Origin of the sequence: Pseudomonas sp. UBA4617, from assembly GCF_002386445.1 — a bacterium.
Classification (GTDB): domain Bacteria; phylum Pseudomonadota; class Gammaproteobacteria; order Pseudomonadales; family Pseudomonadaceae; genus Aquipseudomonas.
Genome location: NZ_DGIR01000039.1, coordinates 1 through 17,189, shown reverse-complemented (window position 1 = coordinate 17,189; position 17,189 = coordinate 1). Strand labels below are relative to the sequence as shown.

The window sequence follows — 17,189 nt, the reverse complement described above, 5'->3', positions numbered from 1 at the left end:
GCGCGACTGTCTGGTGTGAGTCGTACCATGCTCTACTCCCTTCGCATGCTTCTGCTGGCGCTGCATTTTCTCGTAGTTGGTGCCATGGGCCTGGTCATTGGCCTGTGCCGCCCGTTCAACCCCGACAACAGCCGCCTGTTCGCCCGCCTCTACAGCCTGCCTGCCACCTGGCTGATGCGAATCAAGGTCAGGGCTGAAGTGGGCCCGCTGTGGGACCAGCCGCCCGGCTGCGTGATTATTGCCAACCATCAGTCCAACTTCGACCTGTTCGTGCTGGGCCAGGTGGTGCCCCAGCGCACCGTAGCCATCGGCAAGAAGAGCCTGGGCTGGATCCCGCTGTTCGGCCAGCTGTTCTGGCTGGGCGGCAACGTGCTGGTCGACCGCAACAACGCCTACCAGGCACGCAAGGCGCTGCAGAAGACCACCCGGGTACTGCAGGACGCAACCTCGATCTGGATTTTCCCCGAAGGCACACGCAATGCCGGCGAACAGCTGCTGGCGTTCAAGAAGGGCGCATTCCACATGGCCATCGAGGCCGGTGTACCGATCGTGCCGGTGTGCGTCAGCCGCTATGCAGGGCGCCTGAGCCTGAATAGCTGGCGTCGGCGCACGGTGATCGTGCGTTCGCTGCCGCCGATCGCCACTGCCGGCATGACCCAGCAGGACCTGCCGGTATTGATCGACCAGTGCCGAGTGCAGATGCAGCAGTGTATTGACCGAATGGAAGGCGAACTGAGCGAAGGCTAGGTTGCTCTTGCGCCAGGTACAGCCCAAGCTGTACACCGTGTCCAACCGGAATAAGCGAACAACCATGGGTCGAGTCGTGGCATCGGCGGTGTACAGCGCCGGCAGAAAGGTTACCAACATCAGCATCGACGAAGGCAGCGAGTGGGCACGCAAGCCGGGGCATTTCGTGTGGATCGGCCTGGAAGAGCCCAACGCCGAAGAACTGGCCAACCTGCAGCGGCAGTTCAACCTGCACGAACTGGCCATCGAAGATGCACTGGAAAAGCACAGCCGACCCAAGCTGGAAACCTTCGGCGACGCCCTGTTCATAGTCACCTATTCGCCAGTGCGCCACGAGGGCAAACTGGAGTTCATCGAAACCCACATCTTCGCCGGCAATGGCTACATCATCACCTGCCGCAACGGCCACTCGAAATCCTACGCCCTGGTGCGCCAGCGCTGCGAAGCGCGGCCACTGCTGCTGGAGCACGGCGAAGATTTCGTGCTCTACGCCCTGCTCGATTTCGTCACCGAGAACTACCAGCCGGTCAGCGAGGCCATTCATGGCGAGATCGAAGAGCTGGAACAGAGCGTGCTGGGCGGCTCCCTGCAGGAGGACGACATCCGCCGCCTGCACAGCCTGCGTCGCGACATCCTGCGCCTGCGCCGCTACGTGGCACCGATGGTGGAGGTGAGCGAGGAGCTGCAGCGCTTGAGCTTCCCGTTCATCGACAAGAACATGCGCCCGTACTTCCGCGATGTGCAGATCCACGTGACACGGCAAATGGAAGACCTGGCCGGCATCCGCGACATCGCCAGCCAGACCATCGAGATCGGCATGTTGCTGGAGTCGTCGCGGCAGAGCATCGTGCAGCGCAAGTTCGCCGCCTGGGCGGCGATCCTGGCGTTCCCCACAGCGGTTGCCGGAATATACGGCATGAACTTCCAGAACATGCCGGAGCTAGGCTGGCACTACGGGTATTTCGCGGTGTTGGCGGTGATCGGGTTGGGCTGCACCGGGTTGTATGCCAGCTTCAAGAAGTCGGGCTGGCTCTAGAAGCCGGGGCCGCAGTACGGCGCCGACCGTTACGCCGCGTCGTGCTTGCTGATGGGGTGCTGGATGAAGCGCAGCATCCACTCCCCGACCAGGTCACCCTGGTGCTCGGTGGCCAGGCTGGCCACTGCCTTGTGGTACACCTCATCCCCCAGGTATTGCTGGCGCGCGTCCAGTAGCGCACGAGAATAGTCGTGGACGAATTCCGGGTGGCCCTGGAAGCACAGCACCTGGTCGCCGATGTGGTACGCCGCGTTCGGGCAAAAATCGCTGGATGCAATCACCGTGGCACCCTCGGGCAACTTGGTAACCTGGTCCTGGTGGCTGATCAACAGGGTCAGCTCCGACACTTCCGGGTCCATCCAGGGCGCATGGGCCGCCAGCGAATAGCGATGAATACCCACGCCCCAACCCTGCTCGGCGCGTTCGGCCTTGCCGCCCAGGGTCAACGCCAGCAGCTGGTGGCCGAAACATACCCCCAGCAGCTTCTCGCCACGCTCGTACAGTTTCAGCAGGTAGGCCTTGAGCGTCTGGATCCATGGATCGGTACCAAAGGAGTCTGCCTTGCTGCCGGTCACCAGGTACGCATCGAACACTTCGTCGTCGGCGGGGTAGTCGCCGTTCATCACGTTGTACACACGAAATTCGGCAGCGATTGGCTGACGCGAGAAGAGCTGCTCGAACATCCTGCCATAGCCCTGGTACTGCGCGATCAACTCCGGTCGCAGGACATCGGTTTCAAGGATGCAGATGCGTAACGACATAGGGATAGTCCTGAACGACATGGGTGGAAATCTGCTGTAGAGACTGACGCGAAAGACACGTACAAGCAAGTAGGGCGTACTGACGAACGGTCACATTTCGTCGGCGCCCTGCTGGTACTTGCGCCACTGTCTAGCGAGAGGATGCCAGCCGGATGGCACATGGCCTCATAGCTGAAAGAGCTGCGACTGAAAATTATTAGAACAAAGGGTTCTCAAACATGGATGACGCACACCCTACTGTTGGTTGTATATCCACTTTCAAGAGGCAGGCAGTTCCGGCGTCACACAACGCCACTGCGATCGACCCGACGCTCGACAGGGAAGCCAACGGGTATTCAGGAATAACAACAAGAAGGCGGTCCGCCATGTTCACACAATCGAAAATTCGCCAAGCTGGGCTCATTCTTTTCGCCACGACGCTGCTGCTGATCCTGCCGAACCTGACACGGCTGTTCGGCTGATTGCCGCTGTGGCGTCAACAGGCAACGTACAGGTAACCTGCCGGCCTTGATGGTCGGAGATCACCTATGCGCCACTGCCTGGTATTGTTAGCGTTGTTCCTGAGCCTGCCGCTGTCGGCGGCGCAACTGCAGCTCGAACTGGGCGCCACGCCGCGCCAGTGGAGCAGTGCCGAACTGCTGGCCCACCCGCAGGCGCGGGACATCCGCATTGACCAGGACGTTTCCTATCAGCGGCCCATGCGCTATCGGGCGGTACCGTTGGCCGTGCTGCTCGAAGGTGTCAGCGCCAGCGACCATCTGCAGGCGGTAGCGCTGGACGGGTTTGCTGCCGAAATGCCGGCCGCGCCGTTGCTGCAACACGGCCCGGCACAGGCCTGGCTGGCAGTGGAGGACCCGGGCAAGCCGTGGCCGGCATTGGGTCAGGGCAAACCGAGTGCCGGACCGTTCTACCTGGTGTGGACCGCACCGCAGGCCAGCGGTATCCGCCCGGAACAGTGGCCGTTCCAGATTTCCACGATTCGCAAGCTCGCCTCCGTCGAGGCGCGCTTCCCGGCGCTGCTGCCCGACCCGAAGTTGCCAGCCGACAGCCCGGTCCGCCGGGGCTTTGCCTTGTTCCAGCAGAACTGCCTGGCGTGTCACCGGCTCAACGGCGCGGGTGATGCGCAGTTGGGCCCAGACCTGAATGTGCCGCACAACCCGACCGAGTACTTCCAGCCGGGGTATCTGCGGCAGTTGATTCGCGACCCGCAGAACCTCAGGCAATGGCCGCAGGCGAAAATGCCGGGGTTTGCGCAAAGTGTGTTGAGCGAACAGGAACTGGATAACCTGCTGGCCTACCTGGCGCACATGGCCAAGCGCAAGCCTTGAGCGCTGCACGACCTGCTTCGCGGGTTTGCCCGCGAAGCAGTAGCACAATACGTTCAGGCGATGACCCGCTCCTGCTTGACCCCCCAGCCTTCCACCTCGCCGCCATAGGGCGTTACCAGCTGTTCGAAGGTCTCTTCGAAGTCGCCTATCCCACCGTAGGTGGCATACATGACCTTGCTCAGCTCCAGGTGCCAGGCCCCGTCACCCCGCTCCTTCACCTGGGCGTTGAGTGACTCGCCGCGAAACTGCCCGGCGGCGCGACGAGCCCCGTCCTCGTCGGGAAATACCGCGTAGAACTCGATAGGGTGGATCTGGGTGAAGTCGAAACCGCCTGCTTTCATCTGGCGCAAGACGTTGCTGCTGATATCGTCGTTCTGGCTGCTCATGAATCGTCCTCCTGAATAATGCGATGGATAGACTTTCCGTGCACTACGCACCTGCCGGCAGTGGCCGGGCAGTTCGAGCTGATGCAAGACGCGAAGGGATGCGGCGCCTACCTGCACAACAACAGACACCTTTCACCAGCGTAGTGCCTGCCAGGGCACCACGCAAACGAGCGGATCAGGGCACTTCGTGGATACTTGTGATGGTCACGCCGCTCTGCTCCTTGAGCCAGCGGGCGGTGGGGGAAATGGTACGGTCCTGGAAGTCGTTGAGGTCCAGCTCATCCATTACCGGGAACAGCTGCGAGCGTATCGCCCGGGCAGCGTCCTCTTCACTGGGACAATACTCGGCATGCAGCACCAGCGAGGACGGTTCGCCTTTCTGGTCGGCAAAGATGACTTCCCACTCTTTCATTGAACGAGCCCTCTCAATTCAAGGAACACAGGTGTGTGATGCCTGAATAAATGACCTTGGGGCAGGAAGAATGTTCAGTCGGGAGGCTTGCCGGCGAATGGGCCGCAAAGCGGCCCTGATTGCAGCCTTACTTCGGTGTACCGTGCACTACACCAGCGGTGTTGTCCAGCAGGCTCTTGGTCGCAGTCTGGATGTACGCCTCGAGCTTCTTCAGCATTTCCGGCTGGTCCGGGCTCTCGATCAGTTCGGCCTTGAACTCGCGGCCCAGCTGGTAGCGGTACATGCGCGGGGTCATGTCCTTGGACTCGATCAGGATGCGGTCGCCTTGCACCAGGCCGACGATCTGCTCGCTGCCCGATGGCTTGATCATGCCCACGCCCTGGTCGCCCTCAGGCAGGTTGAGCAAGTCGCGACCCCAGCACTGGTGCCGGGCCTGGCCACCCAGGCGGCCCATGATGGTCGGCACGATGTCGACCTGGGTGCCTACGGTGTGGTTGACCGCACCGAACTTCTCCTGGATGCCCGGGGCAATCAGCAGCAACGGCACGTTGAAGCGGCCCAGGTCCAGCTCGGTGACCTGCTGGTGGTTGCCAAAGCCATGGTCGCCGACAATGACGAACAGGGTCTCCTTGAAATACGGCTCCTTGCGCGCCTTCTCGAAGAACTGCCCCAGCGCCCAGTCCGAATAACGCATCGCGGTAAGGTGTTCGTCCAGGCGACCTTGCCCGGTGACCTTCTCTACCGGCAGGTCCTTGGGCAGCGCGTACGGCGTGTGGTTGGACAGGGTCTGCAGCAGTGCATAGACAGGCTTCTTGCCGTCGCGCTTGGCCAGCTCTTCGGCGCCACGGTCGAACATGTCCTGGTCGGACACGCCCCAGGTGGGGTCGGAGAACACCGGGTTGACGAAGTCGTTACGGCCAATGAAGGTGGTCATGCCCTGGTTGCCGAAGAACCCGGACTGGTTGTCCCAGGCAAAGTCGCCGTTGTAAACGTACATGTCGTCGTAATCGCGGGCGCTGAGCAGGGCCGGCAGGCCGGACAGCTTGTGCCCGCCTTCCGGGGTCTGCATCAGGTATTCGAAGCCTGGCAGGTTGGGGAAGCAGGCCATGGTGGCGAACATGCCCTGGTGGGTATGGGTGCCGTTGGAGAAGAAGCGATCGAACAGCAGGCCCTCTTTGGCCAGCTTGTCGAAATACGGGGTGATGTTGTTGGGGCTGCCCAACGCACCGACCGAGTGGCCGGCGAAGCTCTCCATGAGAATCACCACCACGTTCTTGATCGGCAGGGTGCGCTCGGCCGGCGGCACGAAGTCGCGGCGGATGGCTGCCTCGTCGGCATCGACCAGCGTATCGTGGGCGGTCAGCAGCTGCTCGCGCACGCTTTGCGTGGCCACATCCTGCTCGAGCACCGGCTTCCAGATGTTGGCGCGGTCTTCGCCGAAACGGCTCTTGGCGGCATCGATCAGAGTCAGGGTGCCGTTCAGGCCCAGCTGGTTGACGAAGTTGGAGTCGGTGGTGAAGGCGTCACCCCAGCGCATCGGTGGGCCCTGGCGCAGGGTGCCACGCGCGGCAACCACCGCCACCAGCAGAATCACCATGAACACTGCCAGGCGGTTGTACCACGGCGCCACGCGGCGCTGCAGGGTGACATCGCCGGTGCCAGTACCACGGGTGATGCGGTCGATGCCCTTGAACAGCAGGCTCAGCAACCATGTGCCGAACAGCCAGGCCAGCAGGTAGCGCACCACCGGGAAGCCGTACCAGAGCATGCTCAGCACGGTCTTCGGGTCTTCCTTGATGTACTGGAAGACCAGGCCATTGAGGCGCTGGTGGAACTCGCGGTAGAAGTCCATTTCCATCAGGCCGAGGAACATCACCACGCTCGAGGTGATGGTCAGCCAGAAACGGAACACGCCACGCCGGGCCATGGCCCAGGGGCTGAGGATGGCCAGCAGCAACGGAATGCTCAGGTACACCACCACCCGCAAATCGAAGCGCAGGCCGTTGAGGAAGCCTTCGGCGACAGTCGCATAGGGCGTTTCGCCGATCATGTCGCTGTTGTAGACCAGCAACGCCAGGCGTACGAGGCTGAGCATCAACATGATCACCAGGCCGCTCAGCAGGGTGAAGGCCAGGTGGGATTTCAGGGTCGGCGTGAACGGCGCTCGCGCGCCCCGTTGCTTCAAGGCGTCAGGGTTGGCCATGAATGGGAAGGTCCTAGGATGGCGGGTTTGCGAAAATGGTGCAGGAGTTTACCAACGCAGCTTTGTGCGGGGGCGAATTCTCTTTAACCCGATGTGAAAATTTTGTCACGAAGGTGTTGCCGTTTTTGTCTGTAACGGCGCTCAGATACGCACATTCCCCCGTGGCCCGGCTATCGCCCAGATCACCAGCCCTACCACCGGCAGCAAGGCGATCAGCAAGATCCACAGCACCTTGATACCCACCTCGCTGCTGCTCTTGATGACATTCAGAATGGCCCAGATATCCAGTGCCAGGATGATCAGCCCGACCAGGCTGTTGAAAGTCGACCCCATGCCCAAACTCCTGTCCAGAGGCTTTACCGCACAGCATAGCCAGCTATTACGTCGATAGAGGGGAATCCTTGGCCATTTGCGCGGGTCACTGCATAAACTGAAGCATCCACCGATTTCGAGGTTGCCATGCCACCCGCACACACCCACAGTATCACCCCGCCCTCACCCGTCAGTGCCTGGCGCCAACAGATGCACAGCAGCCCGTGGATCGGCGCCGGGCTGGCGCTGAGCCTGCTGGCGGTGCTGGTATTGCTGGGGGCAAGCCTGTGGAACGCGATTCAGGGGGACCATGCCCAGCACCTGCACCTGGCAGCGCTGGGCGGCTTGTCCGGTTTCGGCGCGACCGCCTTGGGTGCGATGCTGGCAGTGGTCCTGCGTGACGTCAGCACGCGCAGCCAGGACGTGATGCTGGGCTTTGCCGCCGGCATGATGCTGGCGGCCAGTTCGTTCTCGCTGATTCTACCGGGCCTGGATGCTGCCCGGGAAATCACCGGCAACGGCCCTGCTGCGGCGTTTACCGTGGTCGTGGGCATGGCCCTGGGCGTGCTGCTGATGCTCGGCCTGGACCGTTTCACCCCGCATGAGCATGAACGCATCGGCGTCGCCGGGCCGGAAACCGAACGGTTCAGCCGCGTGTGGCTGTTCGTGCTGGCGATCACCCTGCATAACCTGCCGGAGGGTATGGCGATCGGCGTGAGCTTCACCAACGGTGACATGAGCACCGGCCTGCCGCTGACTACCGCCATCGCCATCCAGGACATTCCCGAAGGCCTGGCCGTGGCACTGGCCCTGCGGGCCACGGGGCTGTCGAACCTGAAAGCGGCACTGGTGGCGATCGGGTCGGGGCTGATGGAGCCGCTCGGCGCGGTGATCGGGCTGGGCATCTCGACCGGCTTCGCCCTGGCCTACCCGATCAGCATGGGTCTGGCGGCGGGGGCGATGATCTTCGTTGTAAGCCATGAGGTGATTCCCGAAACCCACCGCAACGGGCACCAAACCACGGCCACCCTGGGGCTGATGGGTGGCTTTGCAGTGATGATGTTTCTGGATACGGCGCTAGGCTGAAGTTATCAGCTGCCTGGGCCGGCCTCATCGCGGATGATCCGGTCCTACAGGGATACCACCGGGCCTGCAGGAGCGGATTGATCCGCGCAGAGACAAAGATGCAATCAGACGTGTACCGCTACCTTCAAGGCTTCCAGGGCTGGCTCGACCCTGATGCCGACTTCTGCCCCCAGCTCCAGCACCCGTGCCAGGTCGTTCTGCCCCACCATCACCATCTGCAGCTCGTCGTCCAGCAACTGGCTGAAATTGAGCAGGACATACCCACCCGCTTCTTTATTCAGCGCCCCCATCTGCACCTGAATGCGGTTGAGCGCGGTCAGCGGCTCGGTGCGGGCCAGCTGCTTGGCCTTGAGGGTGAACGGTACGCTCTGGTCAAACGAAGCGCTGATCTGCTGGAACAGGTCCTGGTAACTGTCGGCCTGGAACACCACGGTGTCCGGCAGGCTGCCCAGCACCACCCATTCGCCCAGCGGAATGGGGAAGCTGTCGTCGTAGTTGATGTCAGGGTTGGCGGCCAGGAAGGCGGCCGGGTCGGCGTAGGCCTGGGCGGCCTCGTCGGCGATGCGCTCGATGTCTTCCTCGCGCATGCAGCCAGCGCCAATGAGGCTGATGAATTCGCGCAACTGAGTTTTCATGAAAGGGGCCTGCGACGGGTGAAAAGTCGCCAAGGATAGCCGCAAACGCCCTCTTGCGGTTAGCCGGCCAGCGCTTGCAGCCGTGCTGCGGCGTCCATTGCACCCATGGTTTGCGCCGCCATCAGCGCAGTGGCCCCGCGAGCATCCTGGCGCGCCGGGTCGGCGCCCTGGGCCAGCAGGTAATCGAGAATCTCACCGCGGTTGAACATGGCCGCCAGCATCAAGGCGGTGCGGCCATCCTGCGCGGCGGCATCTACCGGCACGCCGTGCTCGAGCAGCAGGCGGATCATGGCCAGGTCGCCCTTGAACGCGGCACCGGCGATGGGCAACTGGCCGTTGTCATTGGCAATCAGCGGGTCGGCGCCGTGTGCCAACAGCACCCGCACAGCCTCATGATGGCCGTGGTAGCTGGCCAGCATCAGCAAGGTATCGCCCTTGTGGTTGCGCAAGTTGGCCGGCAGGCCGCTGGCCAGCAGGCGCCCGAGCATCTCGGCATCGCCTTGGCGGGCACGCTCGAACACCTGCTCGGCGAATGCAGCCGCTTCGTCTTCGCTCATGGTGGCGGGGGCAGTTTGGGTGGACATCGGGAACCTCCTGGCATCAATCATTGCCCAAGTGTTTGTCAGGCCCCGGTTATCGGTCAAAGGTTCAGTTTCTATCGAGCCGATAGGCAACAGGTGGGCCGTGCAAAATGCACTGTGCAAAATGCACGACCTTGCAGATTGCACGGCCAAGCGCTTTCAATATCTTATTAACTTCCTGATTTTAAAGGACTTTTTCAAAACAAAACTCTTGGCACGCTCACTGCAATCTACCTGTTCACGATTGCCACTAACCTGCCAGGAGTTGATATGGACCTCATCCAGGAAAAGTTCGTCTCGGTGTTTCCGGCCTACCAAGTCACCACCCAACCCCGCCCGGACGGCGGCATCCTGTTGACCCTGCGCGCGGCCGACGGCAAGGTCACCCGTCGGGTGCTGACCTACGGCCAACTGCACAGCGCCGAACAGCTGTCGTGGGCGATCAGCGCCATTCGCCGCGACCTGGCCGAGCAGGCCAGCGAGTTGCCGGTGATTTCCATGCTGCAAAGCCAGCAGCGCTTCGCCTTGCCAACCTATCGCTGAGTCTTGGATTGGCTTCACCGGCCGCCTCGCGGGCAAGCTCGCGGACGGCCGGTGAACAGCCGGCAAGGGCCACTAGAATTCGTCGATCCCCGGAAACGCCCTGGCACTTTCATCCCCGGTAAAGCGCGGCTGTGCACCCTGCTCGCTGGCATACAGGCGTAGCGCCAGGCAAAACGGCGTATCTCCCAGTTCCACCCAGCGCCGGGCCCCCGCCGGCACCACCAGCTGGTCACCCTTCTCGCAAAGCAGCGAATACACCCAATCGCCCAGACGCAGGCCAATCTGCGCCCGCCCGCTGATCACCGCAAACACCTCGTCAGCGTCATGTACGTGCTCATCGCGCATGTCTACCTGCGCCGGGTCGGCACCGTCACGGTTGAGCACCACGAAGGCTTTGCTGCCGTGCGCTGTCATCAACTGGTCCAGATGTGCCCGACAGGCGTTCAGCACCTCTTCCTCGGCCGTGCCCGGGCGCACCCGCAGGCCATGCTCGGCATAGGCAAAACGCACGCCCTGTTCCGCCAGGGTGGCGGCGATGTCAGCGTGATGGGTCAGCACCTTGTTCGGCAGGTCCGGGCTGGAAATGTGGAAAACGCTGAGAATGCTCATCAGGGGCGGGTCCTGGTCGGTGGCGAACAAAGGGTAATGATAACGGCTGCGGCCAAGGCTGCGGCACTGGCCATACCAAAGGTGAATGTGGGCCCCAGCAGTTTCCAGCTGTAGCCCGAATACAACGCCCCCAGCGCCCCGCCGGTGCCTGACAGCGCCGCATACAGTGCCTGGCCCTGGCCCTGCTGGCGGGCGCCGAAGCTGGCCTGGACGAACGCGATGCTGGCGGCGTGGAAGCAGCCGAAGGTGGCGGCGTGCAGCAGTTGGGCGAATACCAGCACCGTCGGCTCGCCGGCCAGGTTACCCAGCAGCAGCCAGCGCAGCGCCGCCAGCACGAAGCTGGCAAGCAACACCCGATGCACGGAAAAGCGCGCGAAGATCCGGCTCATGAGCATGAACACCAGCACTTCGGCCACCACCCCAAGCGCCCACAACAAGCCAATGGCACTGCGACTGTAGCCGAGGTGTTCGAGGTGCAGGCTGAGGAAGGTGTAATAAGGCCCGTGGCTGAGTTGCATCAACGCCACGCAGGCATAGAACGCGATCACCCCGGGGGCACGCAACTGCTGCAGGAAGCCGCCGGTGCCACGGCGCCCGCCCTGCTCCAGCGGCTGTGCATTGGGCACCCACAAGCTGGCGGCGACGATGCCGGCCATGATCGTGACCAGGGCCATCGGGTAGATATCCAGGCTCAGCCACTCGAACAGCCGGCCCAGGCCGACCACCGTGAGGATGAAGCCGATCGAGCCCCACAGACGTACCTGGCTGTAACGCGCAGTCTGCCCATGCAGGTGAGCCAGGGTGATGACCTCGAACTGCGGCAGCACTGCGTGCCAGAAGAATGCGTGCAGGGCCATGACCAGTGCCAGCCAGGCATAGCTCTTGCCGAAGAAAATCAGGGCGAAGGTGGCCAAGGTCGACAGCGCGCCCAGGCGCACGATCATCAGGCGCTGGCCGGTGCGATCGCCCAGCCAGCCCCACAGGTTGGGCGCGACGCAACGCATGAGCATGGGTATGGCCACCAGCTCGCCGATACGCGCCGGGGAGAAACCCAGGTGGTCGAAGTACAGCGCCAGGAACGGCGCGGTGGAGCCAAGCAGGGCGAAGTAGAACAGGTAGAAGCTGGACAGGCGCCAGTACGGAACTGCTTGCATGGGGTGGCCTTTTGGGGACCTGTGCCGGCCTCTTCGCGGGTGAACCCGCTCCCACAGGAATATCACTGGGCTTGAGGGCCGTGAGTTACCTGTGGGAGCGGGTTTACCCGCGAAAAGGCCGGTACTGGCGAATCAGAGCTGGCCCAGCACCGGGGTGTTCACCTTCACCTCGGCATTCTGCGCGCGATGACGCAGCAGGTGGTCCATCAGCGCAATGGCCATCATTGCCTCGGCGATCGGTGTGGCGCGAATGCCCACACACGGGTCGTGGCGGCCTTTGGTGATGACGTCCACCGGGTTGCCGTCGATGTCGATGGAGCGGCCGGGGGTGGTAATGCTGGAGGTCGGCTTCAGTGCCAGGTGGGCAACGATCGGCTGGCCCGAAGAGATGCCGCCGAGGATGCCGCCAGCGTTGTTGCTGAGGAAGCCTTGCGGGGTCAGCTCATCACGGTGCTCGGTGCCACGCTGTGCCACGCTGGCGAAGCCGGCGCCGATTTCCACGCCCTTGACTGCGTTGATGCTCATCAGCGCGTGGGCCAGTTCGGCATCCAGGCGGTCGAAGATCGGCTCGCCCAGGCCCGGCATCACACCTTCGGCGACCACGGTGATCTTGGCGCCTACCGAGTCCTGGTCACGGCGCAGCTGGTCCATGTAGGCCTCCAGCTCCGGCACCTTGCTCGGGTCGGGGCTGAAGAAAGCGTTCTGTTCCACCGCCTCCCAACTCCTGAACGGGATCTCGATCGGCCCCAGCTGGCTCATGTAGCCACGCACGGTGATGCCCTGGGTGGCCAGGTACTTCTTGGCGATGGCGCCGGCGGCCACACGCATCGCGGTTTCGCGGGCCGAGCTGCGACCACCGCCGCGGTAGTCGCGGATACCATACTTGTGGTGGTAGGTGTAGTCGGCGTGGGCCGGGCGGAACAGGTCCTTGATCGCCGAGTAGTCCTTGGACTTCTGGTCGGTGTTACGGATCAGCAGGCCGATCGAACAGCCGGTGGTGCGGCCTTCGAACACGCCGGAGAGGATTTCAACCTCGTCGGCTTCCTGGCGCTGGGTGGTGTGCCGGCTGGTGCCGGGCTTGCGCCGGTCGAGGTCGCGCTGCAGGTCGGCAAGGGAAATTTCCAGGCCCGGCGGGCATCCATCGACAATGGCGACCAACGCCGGGCCATGGCTCTCGCCTGCGGTGGTGACAGTGAACAGCTTGCCGTAGGTATTGCCGGACATGGACGCTCCGCGAGATCTGCCTGAAGTGAACGAAAGCGGCAGTATACAGATGGATTGCTTGCCTGTGCTGGGCATCGTGAACCTGTGGCAGCGGGTTTGTCCGCGAAGCGGCCGAGCCTGCCATGCCCAGGCCGAGAACCTTCGCCCGAACATAGGGTCAAAGTGACATCTCCCTACTGTAGTACCGCATGATGTCGCGCCTCGTCGCCCTGTTCTTCCTGCTGTGCACCAGCCTGGCCCAGGCCGCCCCCACGGTGCTGCAACGCCCGATCGACCTCGATACCGGCCAGGGCGTGCTGCACGGCAGCCTGCTGTTGCCGCAGCAAGCCACCCCGCCGCCAGTCGTGCTGATCATCGCCGGCTCCGGCCCCACCGACCGCGACGGCAACAACCCGGCCTCGGGTCGGATCGACAATCTCAAGCGCCTGGCCCTGCTGCTGGCCAACGAACACATCGCCAGCGTGCGCTACGACAAGCGCGGTGTTGCCGCCAGCCAGCCGGCCACCCCCGACGAGCGCGACCTCAGCGTGGAGCGCTACGTGGCTGATGTGGTCGCCTGGAGCCACAAGCTCAAGGCCGACCCGCGCTTTGGCCCGCTGATCCTGGTCGGCCACAGCGAAGGTGCGCTGATCGCCAGCCTGGCTGCCGAGCAGGCCGGTGCAAGCGCGGTGATTACCTTGGCCGGCAGTGGCCGGCCACTGGCCGAGGTGCTGCGCGAACAGCTGGCCCAGCGCCTGCCGCCGGCGCAGCTGGCCGGTGGCAGCGCCCTGCTCGACCGCCTGCAGGCCGGGCAGACCAGCCTGGAAGTACCGGCTCCGTTGCGCCAGGTATTTCGCCCCAGCGTGCAGCCCTACCTGATTTCGCTGTTCCGGCAGAACCCGGCGGCGGCCTTCGCACGCCTGCCCATGCCCGCGCTGATCGTGCAGGGGCGCAACGACGTGCAGGTGGATGTGGACGATGCCGAACGGCTGAAGGCAGCCAAGCCGGATGCCCAGCTGGTCCTGATCGACGGCATGAACCATATGTTGCGCATCAGTCCCAAGGGCATGAGCCAGCAGCGCGACAGCTACCTCAACCCCGAGCTGCCGCTGGCGCGCGAGCTGGGTGAACGGATCGTGACGTTCATCCAGCACTTGCCTTCGGCGTGAGGTGAACGGGCTCAGGTCTGGGGCCTGCCTGCCGATACAGCAGGCATAGCCGAGGACAAGCCCTGATGACCACCACCCCCGCTGCCGCAGAGCCGGCCGAAGAATTACAGGAAAGCCCGGCCCTGCCCTGGGCCGAGCTGACCACCGAACATTTCCAGCTGCTGCGCCTGGCCGCCCTGCCCACCGACCGCAGTACCGGCGCACGGCCGCTGCGCTTTGTGCAGTTCGGCTACGCCGAGCGCCATGACAAGGCCCACAGCCTGCTGCGCATGGAAATCAGACTGCCGGGCCAGAAGGTGCACAAGGAACAGAACCGCCTGGACATCCGTGTCGACCACACCGAACGCCTGGTGCGCATTGGCGCTGAAACCGGCTTGCAACTGGAACCGTTGAACCGTGGCCTGGGCCGCTTCCTGCTGGCCCAGGCCGTGCAGTGGCTGCAGCGCAAGTGGTCGCATTACCGCGTCGAGGGTGTGGCGCTGCCGAGCAAGGATGCGCTGAACGAAGACTCGCGCCTGCGCCGCGACCACTGTCTGCGGGCGATGGGCATCGAGGTGGAGTACGAAGACAGCCAGCACCTGAAGGGCCGTACCGTGGAAACGACGGTGGGTCAGCTCAAAGGCGCCTGGAACAGCGAGCATGTGCAGCGGGTGGAGATCCTGGACGCTGCCGGCTTGCTACAGCAAGCTGACCAGCAGTTGCAGGAAAAGGAAGGGCAACTGCGTGAGCGTGATGAACGGGTGGCCAAGTACCAGCGCGAAGACAGTGGCCTGCGCTTTACCATTACGTGCCTGGTGGCCTTTGCGGTGTTTCAGGCTGGGTTGCTGATCTGGATCGCTACCCGCTGAGACTGCATCGCGGGTAACCCGCTCCCACAGGACCGCACTGCATTCAACGGCAGCGCGGTAACTGTGGCGGTGGGGGGCCAGGTGTCAGACGCGGGCCTTGAACAGTTGCTGGTGCTGACGGCACTGCTCGGCGGTCAGCATGAACACGCCGTGCCCGCCGCGCTCGAACTCCAGCCAGGCGAAGTCCACCTCAGGGTACAGCGCCTCGACATGCACCTGGCTGTTGCCCACTTCGACGATCAGCAAGCCCTTGTCGGTCAGGTGGTCGGCCGCTTCGGCCAGCATGCGCCGCACCAGGTCCAGGCCGTCGTTGCCGCAGGCCAGGCCCAGTTCGGGTTCGTGGTGGTACTCGGCGGGCATGTCGTCGAAGTCCTCGGCATCGACATACGGCGGGTTGGACAGGATCAGATCGAAACGCTGCCCAGGCAAACCGGCAAAGCCGTCGCCCTGCACGGTGTACACGCGCCCGTCCAGGCCATGCCGCTCGATGTTCTGGTTGGCCACCTCAAGCGCGTCGAAGGACAGGTCGGCCAGCACCACCTCGGCGTCGGGGAACACATCGGCTGCAACGATACCGATGCAGCCCGACCCGGTGCACAGGTCGAGAATGCGCGCCGGCTCGCTGGCCAGCCATGGCTCGAAGCGCTTCTCGATCAGCTCGCCAATCGGCGAACGCGGCACCAGCACGCGCGGGTCGACGATGAACGACATGCCACAGAACCAAGCCTCGCCCAACAGGTAGGCGGCCGGTACGCGCTCTTCGATACGGCGCTTCAGCAGGTGCTGCAGGCGCACCCGCTCGTCGTCCTCGAGGCGACAGTCCAGGTAGCTGTCGGCCACCTCCCACGGCAGATGCACCGCGCCGAGCACCAGCAGGCGGGCCTCGTCCCAGGCGTTGTCGGCACCGTGGCCGAAGAACAGGTCGTGCTCGTGGAAGCGGCTGACCGCCCAGCGGATGTAGTCGCGCAGCGTGCGCAGGCGGGATGTGATCACGGGGTACTCCTAATTCAGACCGGACAAAAGTCTAACAGCCCCGACCGCACATTTGTTCCTTCCGGCTGCCTGCCGTCCGGCCACAGGCCAGTAATCATGCTGCTTGCATTGTCAACCATTCCCATTGGCGCCAAGGCAGGGGACAATAGGTATACAAAAGCCCTATCCAAGGAGCCCTTGATGTCCGTTCCAACCACGATGTTCCGCCTCACTGGCCGCGATTACCCGCCGGCCAAGCTGAGCCACGCCAGCCTGATCGTCATCGATGCGCAAAAGGAGTACCTCAGCGGGCCCCTGGCGCTGTCGGGCATGGACGAGGCCGTGGCCAACATCGCCAGGTTGCTCGACGCCGCGCGCAAGAGCGGCCGTCCGATCATCCATGTTCGCCACCTGGGCACCGTCGGTGGTCGCTTCGACCCACAGGGGCCGGCCGGCCAGTTCATCCCGGGGCTGGAGCCGCTGGAAGGCGAAATCGTCATTGAAAAACGCATGCCCAACGCGTTCAAGAACACCAAGCTGCACGAGACCCTCCAGGAACTGGGCCATCTGGACCTGATCGTGTGCGGCTTCATGAGCCATTCCAGCGTCAGCACCACCGTACGCCGTGCCAAGGACTATGGTTACCGCTGCACCCTGGTGGAAGACGCTTCGGCGACCCGCGACCTGGCATTCAAGGATGGGGTGATCCCGGCCGCGCAGATTCACCAGTGCGAAATGGCCGTGATGGCCGACAACTTCGCTTGCGTGGCCCCCACCGCCAGCCTGATCTGAACGCGATGGTGAGCCCCAGGTCGAATTCCGGATATCCACAGAGGAGAGCGGAATGAAGCTCAAAGGCAGTTTCGACGCCAAGCGCCTGCGCCCGCGCGAACCGCGTAACTGGGGCGCGCGGCTGGCGGCCGGCCTGTCGGCCTTGCTGGCCACCCTGGGCGTGCTGCTGGCGATGGCCGGTGTCGCCGGCCTGCTGGGCAACTACCCTGCCCTTGCGGAACTCAATGCCAACAAGCCGTTGTCCGGGGTGTTGAGCGTGGCTGGCTTGCTGCTGTTGTGGCTGGGCGTGCGCTTCTGGCGCCGCAGCCGCATTCGCCTGCGGCGTGGGCGCGAGCTGAACCTGGCGCCGCACCTGATGAAAAAGCATGACTGACCGTTTTTATCGCCTGTGCGGGCCTCTTCGCGGGACAAG

Annotated in this window: 20 protein-coding genes; 9 read left to right on the top strand and 11 right to left on the bottom strand. The window is 63.6% G+C overall.

The annotated features are described in order from the left end of the window. The first annotated feature begins 27 nt into the window (after positions 1-27). Both B4L76_RS17460 and B4L76_RS17455 read left to right on the top strand, forming a co-directional pair. A complete protein-coding gene (locus B4L76_RS17460) occupies positions 28-747 on the top strand; it encodes a lysophospholipid acyltransferase family protein (protein ID WP_296234221.1) in 720 nt (239 codons plus the stop codon). A 64-nt stretch (positions 748-811) separates the two neighbouring features. After that, positions 812-1,783: a magnesium and cobalt transport protein CorA gene (locus B4L76_RS17455; RefSeq protein ID WP_296234219.1), complete on the top strand. Its 972-nt coding sequence runs from the start codon at positions 812-814 to the stop codon at positions 1,781-1,783. Positions 1,784-1,812: 29 nt separating this feature from the next. Here the strand turns inward: B4L76_RS17455 and B4L76_RS17450 are convergent, their stop codons facing one another. After that, the gene (locus B4L76_RS17450; protein ID WP_296234218.1) at positions 1,813-2,544 is read right to left on the bottom strand and encodes an amidotransferase; all 732 of its coding nucleotides are present in this window, start codon (positions 2,542-2,544) and stop codon (positions 1,813-1,815) included. 527 nt (positions 2,545-3,071) lie between these two features. On the opposite strand from B4L76_RS17450, the gene B4L76_RS17445 reads away from it, so the two are divergent. Then, entirely contained in the window at positions 3,072-3,872 is an 801-nt protein-coding gene (locus B4L76_RS17445) for a cytochrome c (RefSeq protein ID WP_296234217.1), read from the top strand. A 53-nt stretch (positions 3,873-3,925) separates the two neighbouring features. On the opposite strand, the gene B4L76_RS17440 is transcribed toward B4L76_RS17445, so the two are convergent. From B4L76_RS17440 to B4L76_RS17425, 4 genes are all read right to left on the bottom strand, one after another. After that, positions 3,926-4,258, bottom strand: a complete 333-nt coding sequence (locus B4L76_RS17440; protein WP_296234216.1) for a ribonuclease E inhibitor RraB — start codon at positions 4,256-4,258, stop codon at positions 3,926-3,928. Between the two features lie 175 nt (positions 4,259-4,433). Then, on the bottom strand, positions 4,434-4,670 hold the full coding sequence (locus B4L76_RS17435; RefSeq protein WP_296234214.1) for a hypothetical protein: 237 nt from the start codon (positions 4,668-4,670) through the stop codon (positions 4,434-4,436). A gap of 127 nt (positions 4,671-4,797) precedes the next feature. After that, the gene (locus tag B4L76_RS17430; RefSeq protein WP_296234213.1) at positions 4,798-6,873 is read right to left on the bottom strand and encodes an LTA synthase family protein; all 2,076 of its coding nucleotides are present in this window, start codon (positions 6,871-6,873) and stop codon (positions 4,798-4,800) included. A gap of 141 nt (positions 6,874-7,014) precedes the next feature. After that, positions 7,015-7,206 (bottom strand): PLDc N-terminal domain-containing protein, encoded by a 192-nt coding sequence (locus tag B4L76_RS17425; RefSeq protein ID WP_110747879.1) that lies wholly within the window; start codon positions 7,204-7,206, stop codon positions 7,015-7,017. 126 nt (positions 7,207-7,332) lie between these two features. Here B4L76_RS17425 and B4L76_RS17420 point away from each other — a divergent pair, with 126 nt between their 5' ends. Continuing rightward, a complete protein-coding gene (locus tag B4L76_RS17420) occupies positions 7,333-8,271 on the top strand; it encodes a ZIP family metal transporter (protein ID WP_296234211.1) in 939 nt (312 codons plus the stop codon). A gap of 104 nt (positions 8,272-8,375) precedes the next feature. Here the strand turns inward: B4L76_RS17420 and B4L76_RS17415 are convergent, their stop codons facing one another. Together B4L76_RS17415 and B4L76_RS17410 are read right to left on the bottom strand one after the other, a co-directional pair. Continuing rightward, positions 8,376-8,906, bottom strand: a complete 531-nt coding sequence (locus tag B4L76_RS17415; protein ID WP_296234210.1) for a hypothetical protein — start codon at positions 8,904-8,906, stop codon at positions 8,376-8,378. A gap of 59 nt (positions 8,907-8,965) precedes the next feature. Then, positions 8,966-9,490 (bottom strand): ankyrin repeat domain-containing protein, encoded by a 525-nt coding sequence (locus tag B4L76_RS17410; protein ID WP_296234209.1) that lies wholly within the window; start codon positions 9,488-9,490, stop codon positions 8,966-8,968. 267 nt (positions 9,491-9,757) lie between these two features. On the opposite strand from B4L76_RS17410, the gene B4L76_RS17405 reads away from it, so the two are divergent. Then, positions 9,758-10,030 carry a DUF3509 domain-containing protein gene (locus B4L76_RS17405; protein WP_170028849.1) on the top strand — a complete coding sequence of 91 codons (273 nt, stop codon included), beginning with the start codon at positions 9,758-9,760 and terminating at the stop codon, positions 10,028-10,030. A gap of 72 nt (positions 10,031-10,102) precedes the next feature. Here the strand turns inward: B4L76_RS17405 and B4L76_RS17400 are convergent, their stop codons facing one another. The 3 genes from B4L76_RS17400 to aroC all read right to left on the bottom strand — a co-directional run bounded on the left by B4L76_RS17400 (position 10,103) and on the right by aroC (position 13,017). After that, entirely contained in the window at positions 10,103-10,639 is a 537-nt protein-coding gene (locus tag B4L76_RS17400; RefSeq protein ID WP_296234208.1) for an oxidase, read from the bottom strand. Beyond that, complete coding sequence (locus B4L76_RS17395; RefSeq protein WP_296234207.1) at positions 10,639-11,793, bottom strand: MFS transporter; 1,155 nt, start codon at positions 11,791-11,793, stop codon at positions 10,639-10,641. The genes B4L76_RS17400 and B4L76_RS17395 overlap by 1 nt, the downstream gene beginning before the upstream one ends. Before the next feature lie 132 nt (positions 11,794-11,925). Further along, the gene (gene aroC, locus B4L76_RS17390) at positions 11,926-13,017 is read right to left on the bottom strand and encodes a chorismate synthase (protein ID WP_296234206.1); all 1,092 of its coding nucleotides are present in this window, start codon (positions 13,015-13,017) and stop codon (positions 11,926-11,928) included. Between the two features lie 188 nt (positions 13,018-13,205). On the opposite strand from aroC, the gene B4L76_RS17385 reads away from it, so the two are divergent. Further along, positions 13,206-14,165 (top strand): alpha/beta hydrolase, encoded by a 960-nt coding sequence (locus tag B4L76_RS17385; RefSeq protein WP_296234205.1) that lies wholly within the window; start codon positions 13,206-13,208, stop codon positions 14,163-14,165. A gap of 65 nt (positions 14,166-14,230) precedes the next feature. Beyond that, a complete protein-coding gene (locus B4L76_RS17380; RefSeq protein WP_296234204.1) occupies positions 14,231-15,013 on the top strand; it encodes a hypothetical protein in 783 nt (260 codons plus the stop codon). A gap of 84 nt (positions 15,014-15,097) precedes the next feature. On the opposite strand, the gene prmB is transcribed toward B4L76_RS17380, so the two are convergent. Further along, positions 15,098-16,006, bottom strand: coding sequence for a 50S ribosomal protein L3 N(5)-glutamine methyltransferase (prmB, locus tag B4L76_RS17375; RefSeq protein ID WP_170028843.1), 909 nt, complete (start codon positions 16,004-16,006; stop codon positions 15,098-15,100). 180 nt (positions 16,007-16,186) lie between these two features. Between prmB and B4L76_RS17370 the strand changes: the two genes are divergently transcribed. Both B4L76_RS17370 and B4L76_RS17365 read left to right on the top strand, forming a co-directional pair. Further along, positions 16,187-16,777, top strand: coding sequence for a cysteine hydrolase family protein (locus B4L76_RS17370; RefSeq protein WP_225776816.1), 591 nt, complete (start codon positions 16,187-16,189; stop codon positions 16,775-16,777). Between the two features lie 52 nt (positions 16,778-16,829). Further along, positions 16,830-17,150: a hypothetical protein gene (locus B4L76_RS17365; RefSeq protein ID WP_289129491.1), complete on the top strand. Its 321-nt coding sequence runs from the start codon at positions 16,830-16,832 to the stop codon at positions 17,148-17,150. Positions 17,151-17,189 lie beyond the last annotated feature (39 nt).